At 69.2% G+C, this 13,463-nt stretch carries 13 protein-coding genes; 8 read left to right on the top strand and 5 right to left on the bottom strand.

What is annotated here, in order from left to right; all coding sequences use genetic code 11:
* Positions 1-49 precede the first annotated feature (49 nt).
* Complete coding sequence (locus tag QSV35_RS14025; protein ID WP_286289403.1) at positions 50-1,699, top strand: MFS transporter; 1,650 nt, start codon at positions 50-52, stop codon at positions 1,697-1,699.
* On the opposite strand, the gene QSV35_RS14020 is transcribed toward QSV35_RS14025, so the two are convergent.
* The 5 genes from QSV35_RS14020 to QSV35_RS14000 all read right to left on the bottom strand — a co-directional run bounded on the left by QSV35_RS14020 (position 1,689) and on the right by QSV35_RS14000 (position 7,856).
* Positions 1,689-2,675 (bottom strand): carbohydrate ABC transporter permease, encoded by a 987-nt coding sequence (locus QSV35_RS14020; RefSeq protein WP_419956843.1) that lies wholly within the window; start codon positions 2,673-2,675, stop codon positions 1,689-1,691. The genes QSV35_RS14025 and QSV35_RS14020 overlap by 11 nt on opposite strands.
* Positions 2,660-3,583, bottom strand: a complete 924-nt coding sequence (locus tag QSV35_RS14015) for a carbohydrate ABC transporter permease (RefSeq protein ID WP_286289402.1) — start codon at positions 3,581-3,583, stop codon at positions 2,660-2,662. Before QSV35_RS14015 ends, QSV35_RS14020 begins: the two co-directional genes overlap by 16 nt.
* Entirely contained in the window at positions 3,583-4,971 is a 1,389-nt protein-coding gene (locus QSV35_RS14010; protein WP_286289401.1) for an ABC transporter substrate-binding protein, read from the bottom strand. The genes QSV35_RS14015 and QSV35_RS14010 overlap by 1 nt, the downstream gene beginning before the upstream one ends.
* A 41-nt stretch (positions 4,972-5,012) precedes the next feature.
* Positions 5,013-6,734, bottom strand: coding sequence for a glycoside hydrolase family 13 protein (locus tag QSV35_RS14005; protein WP_286289400.1), 1,722 nt, complete (start codon positions 6,732-6,734; stop codon positions 5,013-5,015).
* A gap of 105 nt (positions 6,735-6,839) precedes the next feature.
* Positions 6,840-7,856 (bottom strand): LacI family DNA-binding transcriptional regulator, encoded by a 1,017-nt coding sequence (locus QSV35_RS14000; RefSeq protein WP_286289399.1) that lies wholly within the window; start codon positions 7,854-7,856, stop codon positions 6,840-6,842.
* Positions 7,857-8,018: 162 nt separating this feature from the next.
* Here QSV35_RS14000 and QSV35_RS13995 point away from each other — a divergent pair, with 162 nt between their 5' ends.
* The 7 genes from QSV35_RS13995 to QSV35_RS13965 all read left to right on the top strand — a co-directional run bounded on the left by QSV35_RS13995 (position 8,019) and on the right by QSV35_RS13965 (position 13,453).
* Positions 8,019-8,900: a S1C family serine protease gene (locus QSV35_RS13995; RefSeq protein WP_286289555.1), complete on the top strand. Its 882-nt coding sequence runs from the start codon at positions 8,019-8,021 to the stop codon at positions 8,898-8,900.
* Positions 8,901-8,988: 88 nt separating this feature from the next.
* Positions 8,989-9,372 carry an ArsR/SmtB family transcription factor gene (locus QSV35_RS13990; RefSeq protein WP_286289398.1) on the top strand — a complete coding sequence of 128 codons (384 nt, stop codon included), beginning with the start codon at positions 8,989-8,991 and terminating at the stop codon, positions 9,370-9,372.
* Between the two features lie 3 nt (positions 9,373-9,375).
* Positions 9,376-9,813: an SRPBCC family protein gene (locus QSV35_RS13985; protein WP_286289397.1), complete on the top strand. Its 438-nt coding sequence runs from the start codon at positions 9,376-9,378 to the stop codon at positions 9,811-9,813.
* 36 nt (positions 9,814-9,849) lie between these two features.
* Positions 9,850-10,185 (top strand): YciI family protein, encoded by a 336-nt coding sequence (locus tag QSV35_RS13980; protein ID WP_286289396.1) that lies wholly within the window; start codon positions 9,850-9,852, stop codon positions 10,183-10,185.
* A 54-nt stretch (positions 10,186-10,239) separates the two neighbouring features.
* Positions 10,240-11,631, top strand: coding sequence for an NAD(P)-binding protein (locus tag QSV35_RS13975; RefSeq protein ID WP_286289395.1), 1,392 nt, complete (start codon positions 10,240-10,242; stop codon positions 11,629-11,631).
* Between the two features lie 151 nt (positions 11,632-11,782).
* On the top strand, positions 11,783-12,217 hold the full coding sequence (locus QSV35_RS13970) for a VOC family protein (RefSeq protein WP_286289394.1): 435 nt from the start codon (positions 11,783-11,785) through the stop codon (positions 12,215-12,217).
* Positions 12,218-12,310: 93 nt separating this feature from the next.
* Complete coding sequence (locus tag QSV35_RS13965; RefSeq protein ID WP_286289393.1) at positions 12,311-13,453, top strand: trans-sulfuration enzyme family protein; 1,143 nt, start codon at positions 12,311-12,313, stop codon at positions 13,451-13,453.
* Positions 13,454-13,463 lie beyond the last annotated feature (10 nt).

The raw sequence follows: 13,463 nt of genomic DNA, 5'->3' as shown, positions 1-13,463 counted from the left end.
CACCAATGAGGCCTGCCAGGAGCCTCGGAGGATCCGCCACAATGGCCACGTGTCGGAGAGTGCGGTCGGTTCGGCGTGGGCTCCGCTGCGGCGACCGGTGTTCCGGTCGCTGTGGCTGGCGCAGACGGGATCGAACCTGGGCGGGTGGATGCAGACCGTCGCCGCCCAGTGGTTCCTCGTGCAATCCGGGGCGGGTTCGGCTGTCGTTGCGTGGGTCCAGGCCGCGAGTCTCCTGCCGGTGCTGTTCCTGTCGCTCTTCGCGGGCGTTCTGGCCGACCGCCTCGACCGCCGGAGATGGCTGCTCGCGATGAACATCGTGTCGGCCGTCCTCGCTGTGACCCTCACCGCGCTGTCGTGGACCGGCATCCTCGCCGCCCCGTCCCTGCTGATCATGACGTTCCTCCTCGGGAGCTCGGCTGCGCTGACGATGCCGGCGTGGCAGGCCATCCAGCCCGACCTCGTCCCGCGCGAGGAGATCCCGGCCGCCGCGTCGCTCGGCAGCATCACCGTCAATGCGGCGCGCGCGGTCGGACCCGCGATCGCGGGGATGCTGGTCGCCCTGACCGGGCCGACCCTCGTCTTCGCGCTGAACGCGGTCTCGTTCCTCGGCGTCGTGCTTGCTCTGGTGCTGTGGCATCAGCCGCGGCAGGAGAAGAGCGGATGGCGGGAGCCGCTCGGCCAGGCGATGGCCGCCGGCGTCCGTTATCTCGTCGCGGGCCCCGTCGTGCGGCGTCTGCTGCTTCGGGCCCTGCTGTTCGCGATTCCCGCCAGCGCACTGTGGGCCCTGCTCCCGTCCGCAGCCGAGGGCGAGATGGGACTCGGCGCCACCGGATACGGCCTGCTGCTCGCGATGCTCGGCGTGGGGTCGATCATCGGGGCCGTTCTCATGCCGATCGCGGTCAAGCGCCTCTCCCCCTCGATCGTGCTGGGATCGTCCGCGGTGCTGTTCGCGCTCGGTACCGTCTGCGTGGCGTGGTGGCCGCTGCCGGTCGTGCTCCCGGTGCTGCTCGCGGCAGGCATCGCCTGGACCGGGACGCTCACAACCCTCAATGCGGCGATGCAGCTGAGCGCTGCCCCCTGGGTCCGGGCCCGCGCGATCTCGGTCTACCTGATCGTCATGCTGGGAGGGCAGGGCGTCGGCGCCTTCCTGTGGGGCGCGGTCAGCGCCGCGGTCGGGGTCACGACGACGCTCGAGATCGCCGCCGGACTCCTCGTCCTCACGGGACTCAGCGTCATCGTGCTGCCGCTGCATCCCGACACGAACCGGCTCGATCGCACGATCGTGCCGTACTGCTCCCCGGAGCCCCAGCTGATCTTCGAGCCGGACCCGACCGACGGGCCCGTCGTCGTCTCGATCGTGTATCGGGTGACGCCTGCGAACACCGACGCGTTCCTGTCCGCCGTGGTCGCCCTCCGCGACAGCCGTCGCCGAACGGGGGCGACCGAATGGGCGCTGGAGCGCTCCGGCGAGCGCGGCGACCAGTACCGGGAGGAGTTCCGCGTCCGCTCCTGGGGCGAGTACCGGGCATCTCGCGCGCAACGATGGACCGGCTTCGACGCATCCGTGATCGCCGCCGTCCTCGATCTCGCCGAGGTGCAGTCCGAGTCGCACGAATTCGTCGTCCGACTGCCCGCGCGGCGGCATCAGGCGGCGCGCCGCACGCGCACCACGCCTTCAGCCGGCACGCCTACCCCTTGACCGCGCCGCCGAGCCCCGCACCGGACAGGAACGTGCGCTGGAACACGAGGAAGATCGCGACGGGGATGAGGCTCGCGATCGTCAGCGACGCGAGGTAGACGCCGAGGTCGGTCGAGGACTGGATCTGCGGGAGGCGCACGGACAGGGGCTGGATGCCGATGTCCATGAGCACCAGGTTCGGCCACAGGAAGTCCGCCCACGCCGCGTTGATCGCGAAGATCGACACGACCCCGAGGATCGGCTTCGACATCGGCAGCACGACCGACCAGAAGAGGCGGAAGTTGCCCGCGCCATCCGTGCGGGCCGCCTCGAAGATCTCGCGCGGGATGCTCTCGAAGAACCGCATGACGAGCAGCACATTGAACGCGCTCGCCCCCGCGGGCAGCCACACCGCCCAGAACGTGTTGATGAGCGAGTGCCCGATGAGCGGCGGATGCAGCACGGTCAGATACAGCGGGACGAGCAGCACGACGGCGGGGACGAAGAGCGTCGCGAGCACCAGCGCGGTCAGGACGCGGCCGTAGCGAGGTCGCAGCACCGCGAGCGCGAACCCCGCGGTCGTCGCGACGATCATCTGCACGGCCCATTCGCCGGCGGCCATCCAGATCGTGTTCCAGAAGAAGTCCTGGATGTGGACGTCGTTCCACGCGCGGGTGACGTTCGACCAGGCCACTCCATTGGGGAAGATCCGCATCGGCATCGTCAGGGTGTCCTGCGTGGGAGTGATCGCGGACTTCGCGAGCCACAGGAGCGGAAGGAGGCCGGTCACGACGAGCGCGGCACCCAGGACGACGTTGATGACGACGTTGCCGGTGCGGACTCCGGTGCGCCGACGGTCGGCCTGCCCGAGGATTCCACGGTCCGTCGCGTCCTCCGCCGGCCGGGGGCTGCGGGCGCGGCGCCGCACCGACTTGGCCGCCACGGGCTCCTGCAGCGGGAGGTCGGCGGGGATCGTGGTGGTCACTCTTGGCTCCATCTGCGCGTGATGCGGAAGTAGACGATCGACAGCACCGCCAGGAAGATCGCAAGCAGGAGGCTCAGCGCCGTCGCCTTCCCGTACGCGCCGCCGAGGCTGTTCTGGAACGCGTACTGGTAGATCAGCAGCAGGATCGTGACGGTCGCGTTGTTGGGCCCGCCGCTCGTGAACAGGAACGGCTGCAGGAAGACCTGCGCGGTCGCGATGATCTGCAGGATGAGGGTGATGAACAGGATGCCCCGCAGCTGCGGCAGCGTCACGTGCCAGATCTTCTGCCAGATGTTGGCGCCGTCGACCTCCGCCGCGTCGTAGAGCTCCGGTGCGACCGCGCGCAGCGCGGCCAGGTAGATGATGACGGTCGCGCCCGCGCCCGCCCACGTCGCCTCCAGCACGAGCGAGGGCATGGCGGTCGCCGCATCCTGGATCCACGGCTGGGGCGGGATGCCGAACCAGCCGAGGATCGTGTTGAAGACGCCGTTGGGGCCGGCGTCGTAGAAGACGGTCCACAGGAGCACCGCGACGACCGGCGGGATGATGACCGGGAGGTAGGCGAGGACGCTGAACAGGCCCCGCATCCTGCGCGTCTCGCTCATGAGGACCGCGGCGATGAGCGGGATCGGGTATCCGAAGATGAGCGCCAGGAACGCGAAGTACGCGGTGTTGCGGATGGCGACGTAGAACGTCGGATCGGCGAAGACGGCCTCGAAGTTGGCCCAGCCCACCCACACCGGATCGGTGACGAGGTTGGTGTGCTGGAAGCTCATCACGATCGCCTCGACGATCGGCGTCCACGAGAAGACGCCGAAGATGACGAGCAGCGGCAGGAGGAACAGGAGCGTCGACAGCCCCCCGCGCCGCACCCACGTGAGGGGGGTGCGGCGCGGGGCGCGAGTGGCGGTGGTCGTCATCAGCCCTTGCCGTCTGCGTCGATGAGCGCCTGGACCTTGACGTTCACGGCCTTCAGCAGGCTGTCGACATCCGCGTTCTGATCCGTCAGCACCGCCTGCACCACCCCGTCGAGGGCGCCGTACAGGTCCTGCGTGTGCGCCGGTGGCTCCGGCACGATCTGCTGATCGAAGATGCCCGTGTTGAACGGCTTCAGGTTGTCGGCGGGGATGTTGGCGTAGGGCTTGATCCACTCCTGGTTCTGCTGCCACGTCGCCTTGTCGAACACCGGCAGCGTGGGTGCGTTGACCGCCTGGTTTCCGGCCTTCAGCGTCTCGGCGTTCTTCACGGCCGCGTTCTTGTCGGCCGTCGGCTGGGTGCGGTAGAAGTCGATCCACTTCACGGCCGCCGCGATCTGCTCGGGCGAGTCCTTGACGTTCACGACGTCGACGTTGCCGCCGGAGAGGATGCCGGCGGTGGAGTCCGAGGCGACCGGGAACGTGGTCACGCCGTACTTCGTCTGGTCGAACCCGTTCGCCTGCATGAGCGAGCCGATGACGTCCGATCCGCTCATGTACATGGCGACCTGGCCGGCCGCGAACGCCTTGTTGATGCCCGACCAGTCGAACAGGAAGTTCGCACCCATCGAGTCGTCGCCCCAGCGCATGGACTTCAGCCACGCGAGACCCTGCTTGGTCTGTGCGTTGTCGGCGGTGACGGTGACCTTGCCGTCGGATCCGACCGTCTCCAGGCGCCCGCCGAGAGACTGCGTGAGCGTCGCGAGGTTCCAGCCGCCCGTGTTGTCCTTCGTCATCTGCATGTAGCCGGCGACCCCCGGGACCTTCTCGGCGATCGTCTTCGCGTCCGCCTGGATCTCCGCGAGCGTGGTCGGCGGCTTGTCGGGGTCGAGGCCCGCCTTCGTGAAGATGTCGCGGTTGTACGACAGGGCCATCGCGTACGGACCCCACGGGATGCCGTAGATCTTGCCGTTGTCGCCCGTGGCGACGTTCAGTACGTTCTTGTTCCACTTGGCGGCCGTCGACGTCTTCTTGAAGTCCGTCGTGATGTCCGCGAGCTGCCCGTTGTTGGCGAGCGTCTTCGAGTCGGTGAAGGGCACATTGAAGACGTCCGGGAGCGTGCCGCCGGCGAGCTCGGCGGCGAACGTCGAGCCCGTCCACTGGTACTCGATCGCCTTGACGGAGATGTCCGGGTTCGCCTTCTCGAACTCCTTCACGCGGGCCGCGAGCGCGTTCAGCGCGTCGGCGGTGGCGCCCGGGAGAACCGGGGCGACAACGAGATGGATCTTGCTGTCGCCGCCGCCGCTGCCGCCGCTGCCGGAGCAGCCCGCGAGCGCGCCGACGGTCGCCACAACGGCGGCACCGGCGAGCAGGACCTTGCCTGGTGACTTCATCGTCATTCCTTTCGTGTGAGGCCTGCGCCTCGGTGGGAGGCTCATGCCTCGGGGGAATCCGCGTCGCCTCGAGGCGCGGATCCGGTGGTGGGTGTGCTGGTTCTCAGCCATGCGGCCGAGTCGCCCGGGAGGAGTCCGCCCTCGAGCGGCGAGCTCGAGAGCAGCACGTCATCGTGCGCGGGCAGGGCGACGGGGGCGTCGCCCGTGTTGACGACGCAGACGAACGAGTCGCCGCGCCGGAACGCGAGGATGTCGGGGTCCAGCCCCTCGATCCAGTCGAAGGCCTCGCCGGCGTCGTCGACGAGGGCGCGACGCCCGCGGATCGCGTCGCGGTAGAGATTGAGCGTCGAGGACGGGTCGGCGTCTTCGCTCTGAACGGTGAGGGCGCTCCACCCCGCGGGCTGCGGGAGCCACGTCGTCATGCCGTCCGGGCTGAAGCCGAACGGGGGGCGGTCGCCAGTCCATGGCAGGGGAACCCGGCATCCATCCCGCCCCGGATCCACCCCGCCGGACCGGAAGTGCATCGGGTCCTGGATGAGCTCGAGCGGCAGGTCCTCTACCTCGGGGAGGCCGAGCTCGTCGCCCTGGTAGATGTACAGACTGCCGGGGAGGGCGGCCACGAGGAGCGCTGCGGCCCGAGCTCGGTGGAGGCCGAGCGCCGGGTCGGTCGGGACGCCGAACCGCTTCTTCAGGAACGCGAACGTCGTGTCCTCGCGGCCGTACCGCGTGACGGGCCGCGTGACGTCGTGGTTGCTCAGCACCCACGTGCTCGGTGCGTTCACGGGCGCGTGGGCCGTGAGCGTCGCGTCGATGGAGGCGCGGAAGGATGCGGCGCCCCACGGCCGCGCGAGGAAGTCGAAGTTGAAGGCGGTGTGCATCTCGTCGGGGCGCAGATAATTCGTGAAACGCACGATGTCGGGCACCCACACCTCGCCCACGAGGATCCGCGTGCCGGGGTACTCGTCGGCGGTCGCACGCCACGAGCGGTAGACGTCGTGCAGTTCGTCGCGGTCCTCGGTGGGGTGGTCGGGCTTCTCGCCGACCTCGGGGAGGTCCGCATCCTTGATGAGGAGGGCGGCCGAGTCGATGCGGACGCCGGCGACGCCGCGATCGAACCAGAACCTCAAGATGTCCTCGTGCTCACGCCGGACGTCCGGGTGGTTCCAGTTGAGGTCGGGCTGCTCGGGGGTGAAGAGGTGGAGGTACCACTCCCCCGGTGTTCCGTCGGGGTCGGTCGTGCGCGTCCACGTCTCGCCCTGGAAGTTCGACACCCAGCGGGTCGGCGGCTCGTCTCCGTTCGGCCCCTTGCCGGAGTGGAACCAGAACCTGCCTCTCTCCGAGCTTCCCGGCACAGCCGCGAGGGCGTCCTGGAACCACGGGTGCCGATCACTGACATGGTTCGGGACGACGTCGATGATCGTGCGGATGCCGAGCGCAAGGGCCTCGCGGATGAGCGCCTCCGCCTCGGGGAGCGTGCCGAACCGCGGGTCGATGTCCCGGTAGTCCACGACGTCATATCCGCCGTCGGCGAGCGGGCTCGGGTACCACGGGTTGAACCACAGCGCGTCCACACCGAGGCGCTTCAAGTACGGGAGATGCGCCCGGACACCGGCGAGGTCACCCGTGCCGTCGCCGTTCCCGTCGGCGAAGCTGCGCACGTACACCTGGTAGATGACGGCGCTGCGCCACCACAGCGGGTCGGCGTCCGACGGCTGGACCGCCGCCGGAGCGGCGACGGTCTCGGTGAGGACATCGGTGTCCACGGTGCTCCTGATGGTTCGGGGGTTCTGTGATCGCCACAGTAACCATCCGAACAATCAGATGCAAGAACGTAACTAACTTACGTAAATTTCAAACTACTTGCGATTTCATGCGGACATTTGCACAACGGGACCGGTCGTGCTGCGCAGCACGAGCTCGGGCTCGAAGAGCAGTTCGTCGCCGGCCTCCACCTGCCCGGAGATCTGGGCGAGGAGCAGCTCGATGACCGTGCGCCCCATCGACTCGATCGGCTGGCGGACGGTCGTCAGCGGCGGCTCGGTGCAGCTCATGAGGAACGAGTCGTCGAAGCCGACGATCGACACGTCGCCCGGCACCGCGCGGCCGCTGCGGCGCGCCGCGCGCACGGCGCCCAGAGCGAGCGGGTCGCTCGCGCACACGATCGCGGTGGCCCCGTTCGCGAACAGGCGGGATGCCCCGGCCTGGCCGGATTCCAGCGAGTACAGGCCGCGCACCACGAGCGCCTCGTCGAACGGGATGCCGGCGCGCTCCAGCACCGCGCGGGCCGACGCGAGCTTGCGACGGGAGGGGATGTGATCGAGCGGACCGAGCAGCAGCCCGATGCGCCGGTGTCCCAGCTGCAGCAGGTGCGTGACGGCCTGGTCGGCTGCGGCCGCGTCGTCCGTCGAGACGGTCGCGAAGTCGAGCTCGTCGACACGGGCGTTGACGAGCACCGTCGGGAGGTTCACCTGCCGCAGCCGCTCGTAGTGCGCGTGCTGCGCGTCGGCCTGACTGTAGTTGCCGCCCAGGAAGACCACACCGCTCACCTGCTGCTGCAGGAGCAGGTCGACGTAGTCCGCCTCGGTGATGCCTCCCGCGGTCTGGGTGCACAGCAGCGGGGTGTACCCGTTCTGGGTCAGTCCGCCGCCGATGATCTCCGCGAGCGCGGGGAAGATCGGGTTCTGCAGCTCGGGGAGGACCAGACCGACCAGGCGCGACCGCTCGCCGCGCAGCTTCGTCGGACGCTCGTACCCGAGCACGTCGAGCGCCGTCAGCACCGCCTGGCGCGTGGCATCCGACACTCCTGGCTTGTCGTTGAGGACGCGACTGACCGTCGCCTCGCTGACTCCGACCTTCTTGGCGACCTCGGCAAGACGTTTCGACATGCGCACACTCTACGCAAGAAATTGCGTGAAATCACGCAAACATGCGCAAGATCCGGCACGTCCGCCGTGCGCGAACTCGACCCCCGCCCTCGCGCGCCGGCGCAGACTGATTCCGTGAGCGACACGGATGCGGACGCGCTCGACGCGTACTCGGCGACGGTCATGCGCGTGACGGAGGCGGTGCTCCCCTCCGTGGCATCCGTGGAGGTGCGCACGCGGCAGGGCGCCGGCGCGGGCAGCGCGTCCGTCATCACCGGCGACGGTCATCTCCTGACGAGCGCGCACGTCGTGTCCGGCGCGCTCTCCGTCTCCCTGGCCTTCTCGGACGGGACGAGCGCGGGTGCGCACGTCGTCGGCGCCGATCCGCTGTCGGACCTCGCCGTGTTGCGCGCCGACGGACCGACTCCCCCGCCGGTCCGGCTGGGGGACGCGGCGGAACTGCGCGTCGGCCAGCTCGTCGTTGCGCTCGGGAATCCGCACGGGCTCGCCGGCAGCGTCACCGCCGGCATCGTCTCGGGGCTCGGCCGCTCCCTCCCGACCCAATCGGGACGCGTCATCGACGAGGTGATCCAGACGGATGCGGCCCTCAACCCCGGCAACAGCGGCGGGGTGCTCGCGAACGGCGCCGCGAAGATGGTCGGGGTCAACACCGCGGTCGCCGGGATGGGGCTGGGCCTCGCCGTCCCCATCAACGCGACGACGCGCACGATCATCGACTCGCTGCGGACGACGGGTCGCGTGCGCCGAGCCTGGCTCGGCGTCGCCGGAGCCAAGGTCCGCCTGGAGCCGGCCGTCGCCGCGAAGGTGGAGTCGGACACCGGGATGCAGGTCGTCTCGGTCGTCGCCGGCAGCCCCGCCGCACGGGCTGGGGCGCGACCGGGCGACATCGTCATCTCGCTCGACGGCATCCGGATCCTCGATCCGACCGGCCTGCAGCGGGTCATGGTCGAGGGCGCCATCGGCCGGCGCATGGAGATGACGGTGTGGCGCAACGGCGCCCTCGTCGACGTCGTCGCGGAGCCGGAGGAGCTGCGCACGGCGTGAGTCCCCTCACCGCGCCCGAAGCCGCCCGGCTCGGCGCCCCGAACGCTCGCAGTTGACGCCCGGCGATCGACCGCATAGTGTAAACCACATGGTTTACGGAGCTGCTCCGGCCCCGCTGGGCGAGGTCGAGCTGGACGCCGTCTTCGCGGCGCTCGCGCATTCTGCACGGCGCGCGGTGCTGCGCGAGGTCGTGGCGAGAGACCGGCCCGCGACGATGGCCGTCCTCGCCGAGCGCCTCGAGATGTCGCCGCAGGCACTCAACAAACACCTCGCGTCGCTGGAGCGCGCACGGCTGATCACACGGTCGCGGGTCGGACGGATCACGAGCGCACAGGCCAGTCCCGAGGTGCTCGACGCGGCGAAGGACTGGATCGTCGCCATGACCGACTACTGGAACGCGCAGCTCGATTCGCTGCAGAGCTATATCGACACGCTCGGACGACCTGCCCCGACCGCTCAAGAGAAGGACTGATCCGTGTTCAACACCCTGTTCACCGCGAACGTCGAACGGAGCTTCGCTCTCGACATCGAGACCATGTGGGAGCTGTGGACCGATCCGCAGCATCTCGGCGCATGGCATCGGCCGTCGTTGGAATTCGGTCCGACGATCGCCACGGTGGACCTGCGACCGGGCGGCACGTACCGACTGGAGATGCTGGACCCCGAGGGGCAGGTGCAGGCCGTCGGCGGCACCTACCTCGATATCGACCGCCCGCATCGCCTCGTGTTCACGTGGCGCTGGGACGGCTCCGACAACGACACGCGCGTCGAGGTCCGTTTCGCGGATGCGGATGGAAGCACGACCGTCACGATCGTGCATACCGATTTCGTCGCGCAGGCGGAGGCCGACATGCATGCCGCCGGGTGGGCCGGCTGCCTCGAGACGCTTGCCGCACTGTACCGAACGCCCTGAGACCGAACACATCGGACCCGACTGGAAGGAATCATCATGACCAAGTTCGTCTTCATCTACCACGCCCCGCAGACCCCCGCCGACGCCACACCCCCGGACCCCGAGGAGATGCAGCAGGTCATGGGCGCCTGGATGCAGTGGGCGGAGAAGGTCGGCCCCGGAATGGTCGACTTCGGGACCCCTCTGGCAGGCGGCGTGCACGTCACGACCGACGGCGTCGCCCCGAGCACGCAGGACGTCGTCGGCTACACGATCATCGACGTGGAGAATGCCGACGCGGCCCTCGAACTGGCCAAGGCGCACCCGCACCTGAACATGCCCGGAGGCTGCAGCATCGAAGTCCACGAGGCGCAGCCCGTCCCAGGCATGTGAGGCCCTGACTCAGACCCCGGGCACGGCGTACGATCGTGCCCGGGGGCGAGTCGGATGGAAACCGATTATCTGATCGTCGGAGCCGGCGCTGCCGGACTGGCTTTCGCGGACACGCTGGTGGACGAGACGGATGCCGCGATCACGCTCGTCGACCGCCGCACCGAGGTCGGCGGGCACTGGCAGGATGCGTATCCCTTCGTCCGCCTGCATCTGTCGTCTGCGCTGTACGGCGTGAACTCCACACCGCTCGGAGACGACCAGCGCCAGACGTCCGGTCGAAACGCCGGCTTCTACGAGCAGGCGACCGGCGCCGAGGTCTGCGCGTACTTCGATCGCGTCCTGCACGAGCGGCTCGAGGCGAGCGGACGCGTGACCTTCCTGGGTGGGCACGACCACCTCGGAGAGGATGGTGCGGGGGCGCAGGCTGTTCGCGATCTCGCGACGGACCGCGTCATCCACATCCAGCCGCGACGCAGAGTCGTCGATGCGCGCTACCTGGAAGCATCCGTTCCGGCCACTCACCGTCCGTCGTTCACCGTCGCGGGCGACGTGCGATGCGTCCCGGTCAACGACCTCCCCCGGTGCGTGGACGACCACGACCACGTCACGATCCTGGGCGGCGGCAAGACATCGTTCGACGCCTGCCTGTGGCTCCTCGATCACGGCGTGGAGCCGGACGACATCCGGTGGGTCCGGCCGCGGGAGATGTGGCTGACCGACCGGGCGGGGATGCAGCCCCTCGATGACGTGGGCACGCTCATGGACGGCCTGTCGCGCGAGACCGAGGCGTGCGCCGAGCTCGATCGCCCCGTCGACATCCTGGAGCGGCTGGAAGAGCTCGGCCGATTCCTCCGAATCGACGAGACGCGGCTGCCGACCCGGTGGGTCGGCACGATGGTCAGCCGCCCCGAGGTCGACTCGCTGCGAACGATCACCGATGTCGTCCGGCTCGGCCATATCGCGTCGATCGAGGCCGATCTCCTGTCGCTGACCGACGGCGAGGTGCCTTCGCGCCGCGGAAGCCTGTACGTCGACTGCTCGGCGGCCGGCCTGAACCAGAACCCGCCCCGCCCGGTCTTCACGGGCGATCGGATCACCATCCAGAACGTGCGCCACAATTCGCCGAGCTTCAACGCCGCGCTGATCGCCTGGGTCGAAGCCCGCCGTGAGGAGCACGACAAGAATCGGCTCACCGCCCCCAACCGGTATGTGTCCGATGCCGACGACGCCATCGGCGTCCATTGCCGGTCATGGATGACGGAGGCGACCTGGCGTCAGGATCGAGAGCTCTCCACCTGGATCGACGCCAGTCGCCTCAACCTCACCCATGGACTGCGAGACCACCTCGCCGAGCCCGTGGCGCGTGCGGGGACCCAGCGCTACCTCGAGACGGTGGGCGCGGCCGTCGCACGACACCAGGATGCGGTGCACGCGCTCTTCGGCTGAGCAGGTGAAGGCAGGAAGACTCTTCCACTTTTGTTGTCGCCACGGTAAAATTCGCGGAACTGGGGAAACTCATTCGCGCGCCCGAATAACCGGGGCGCTCGCCCTGGGTCGGCGCGGGACAGCGAACATCCCCAAGGGACCGAGGAACATCATGTTCGACAACCTCATGGCAACGGCCGTCCTCCCCGCATCGGACCTCGACCGCGCAAAGCGCTGGTGGCACGACGTCCTCGGCCGGGACCCCGTGTACACCGACGACGAGGGCGGGAACCTGTACTACGAGGTGGGCGGGATGTTCGTGCTGGTGTACCGCACCGACTTCGCCGGCACAGCGAAGAACACGGCGTTCAACCTCGTCACCGACAACCTCGACCGCGACGCGACCGCCCTCCGCACACACGGCGTCGTCTTCCACGACTACGACTTCCCCGGGTTGAAGACCGTGGACGGGATCGCCCAGCTCGGCGACCTCCGCGGTGCGTGGTTCAGCGACAGCGAGGGCAACATCTTCGCGATCAGCGAGCCGTCGCCGGAGATGATGGAGATGGCGAAGAGCATGCGCCAGGCGGCGGCAGGCGGGTCCTGAACCGTCCCACGAAGTCAGCTCGGAAACCAGAAATCCCAGGCATCGCCTGGGATTTCTCTCTCACGCAGAGGAGCCGCTCAGACCGAGGACTCGATGTACCCGCCGTCCGTCGCCGTCGCCCCCGCGTGGCGACCGGACACGATCACCGTGCAGGCCGGAAGACCCGCGCGGACACCCGGCGCACCGATGAATTCGCCGATCGCCCTGAGCAGCACCTATGTCCACGACGCCGAGAAGGCGTACGGGCGAGACGGCAACGACGGCTGGGGAGCGTTCGAGGCCGCCATGGGTGCCCTCGACGGTGGCCGTGCCGTCGCGTTCGCCTCCGGGCTCGCCGCCGCCACCGCGATCGCGGACCTCGTGCCGACCGGCGGGATCATCGTGCTGCCGACCGCCGCCTACTACGGCGTCACCAACATCTTCTCCCGCATGCAGGCGCACGGCCGGCTCACTGTGCGCACGGTGGACCCGGGCGACGCCGACGCCGTCCTCGCCGCGGCCGAGGGGGCCGACATGGTGTGGATCGAGTCGATCGCCAACCCCACGATGGTCGTCGCCGACATCCCCGTGATCGCCGCCGGCGCCCGAGAGCGCGGCGCGTTCACCGTCGTCGACGCGACCTTCGCCACCCCCCTGCGCCAGCGACCGCTCGCCCTGGGCGCGGACATCGTCCTGCACTCGGCGACCAAGCTCATCGCGGGACACTCGGACCTCCTGCTCGGCGTCGCCGTCACCAGCTCGAATGCGCATGCAGACTTCCTCGCGGCCCACCGCCACGACCACGGCGCCATCCCGGGAGGACTCGAGACGTTCCTCGCCCTGCGCGGATTGCGCACCCTCGACGTCCGCCTGGAGCGGGCGGAGGCCAATGCCGCCGAGCTCGCGCGACGGCTGGAGGCGCATCCGAGGGTCACTCGCGTGAACTACCCGGGCCTGCCCGGCGACCCCCAGCATGAGAAGGCCTTGCGCGTGCTGCCCGGCGGGTGCGGGAACATGCTGTCCTTCGAGATCGACGCGACGCCCGAGCAGACCGACGAGATCCTCTCGGGCCTCGCGCTGATCACGCATGCGACCAGTCTCGGCGGGGTCGAGACGCTCATCGAGCGCCGCACGAGATGGGCCGCCGAGGAGGCAGCGGGCGTCCCCATGACGCTGTGCCGGCTATCGGCGGGCATCGAGAACATCGAGGACCTCTGGACCGACGTGAACGAGTCGATCCATCGCGTGATCCGCTGACCAGGACCTC

This window comes from Microbacterium candidum (genome assembly GCF_030315975.1).
GTDB lineage: Bacteria > Actinomycetota > Actinomycetes > Actinomycetales > Microbacteriaceae > Microbacterium > Microbacterium candidum.
Note: the sequence above shows the minus strand (reverse complement) of the source record. Positions and strands in the feature narration are given on the sequence as shown.

Bases quoted from the DNA above. Each gene is read 5' to 3' on its own strand.
- QSV35_RS13990 (WP_286289398.1), top strand. From the start codon at position 8,989: ATGGTTTACGGAGCTGCTCCGGCCCCGCTGGGCGAGGTCGAGCTGGAC.
- QSV35_RS14015 (WP_286289402.1), bottom strand. From the start codon at position 3,583: ATGACGACCACCGCCACTCGCGCCCCGCGCCGCACCCCCCTCACGTGG.
- QSV35_RS13970 (WP_286289394.1), top strand. From the start codon at position 11,783: ATGTTCGACAACCTCATGGCAACGGCCGTCCTCCCCGCATCGGACCTC.
- QSV35_RS14000 (WP_286289399.1), bottom strand. From the start codon at position 7,856: ATGTCGAAACGTCTTGCCGAGGTCGCCAAGAAGGTCGGAGTCAGCGAG.
- QSV35_RS13995 (WP_286289555.1), top strand. From the start codon at position 8,019: ATGCGCGTGACGGAGGCGGTGCTCCCCTCCGTGGCATCCGTGGAGGTG.
- QSV35_RS13980 (WP_286289396.1), top strand. From the start codon at position 9,850: ATGACCAAGTTCGTCTTCATCTACCACGCCCCGCAGACCCCCGCCGAC.
- QSV35_RS13965 (WP_286289393.1), top strand. From the start codon at position 12,311: ATGTACCCGCCGTCCGTCGCCGTCGCCCCCGCGTGGCGACCGGACACG.
- QSV35_RS14010 (WP_286289401.1), bottom strand. From the start codon at position 4,971: ATGAAGTCACCAGGCAAGGTCCTGCTCGCCGGTGCCGCCGTTGTGGCG.
- QSV35_RS13975 (WP_286289395.1), top strand. From the start codon at position 10,240: ATGGAAACCGATTATCTGATCGTCGGAGCCGGCGCTGCCGGACTGGCT.
- QSV35_RS14020 (WP_419956843.1), bottom strand. From the start codon at position 2,675: ATGGAGCCAAGAGTGACCACCACGATCCCCGCCGACCTCCCGCTGCAG.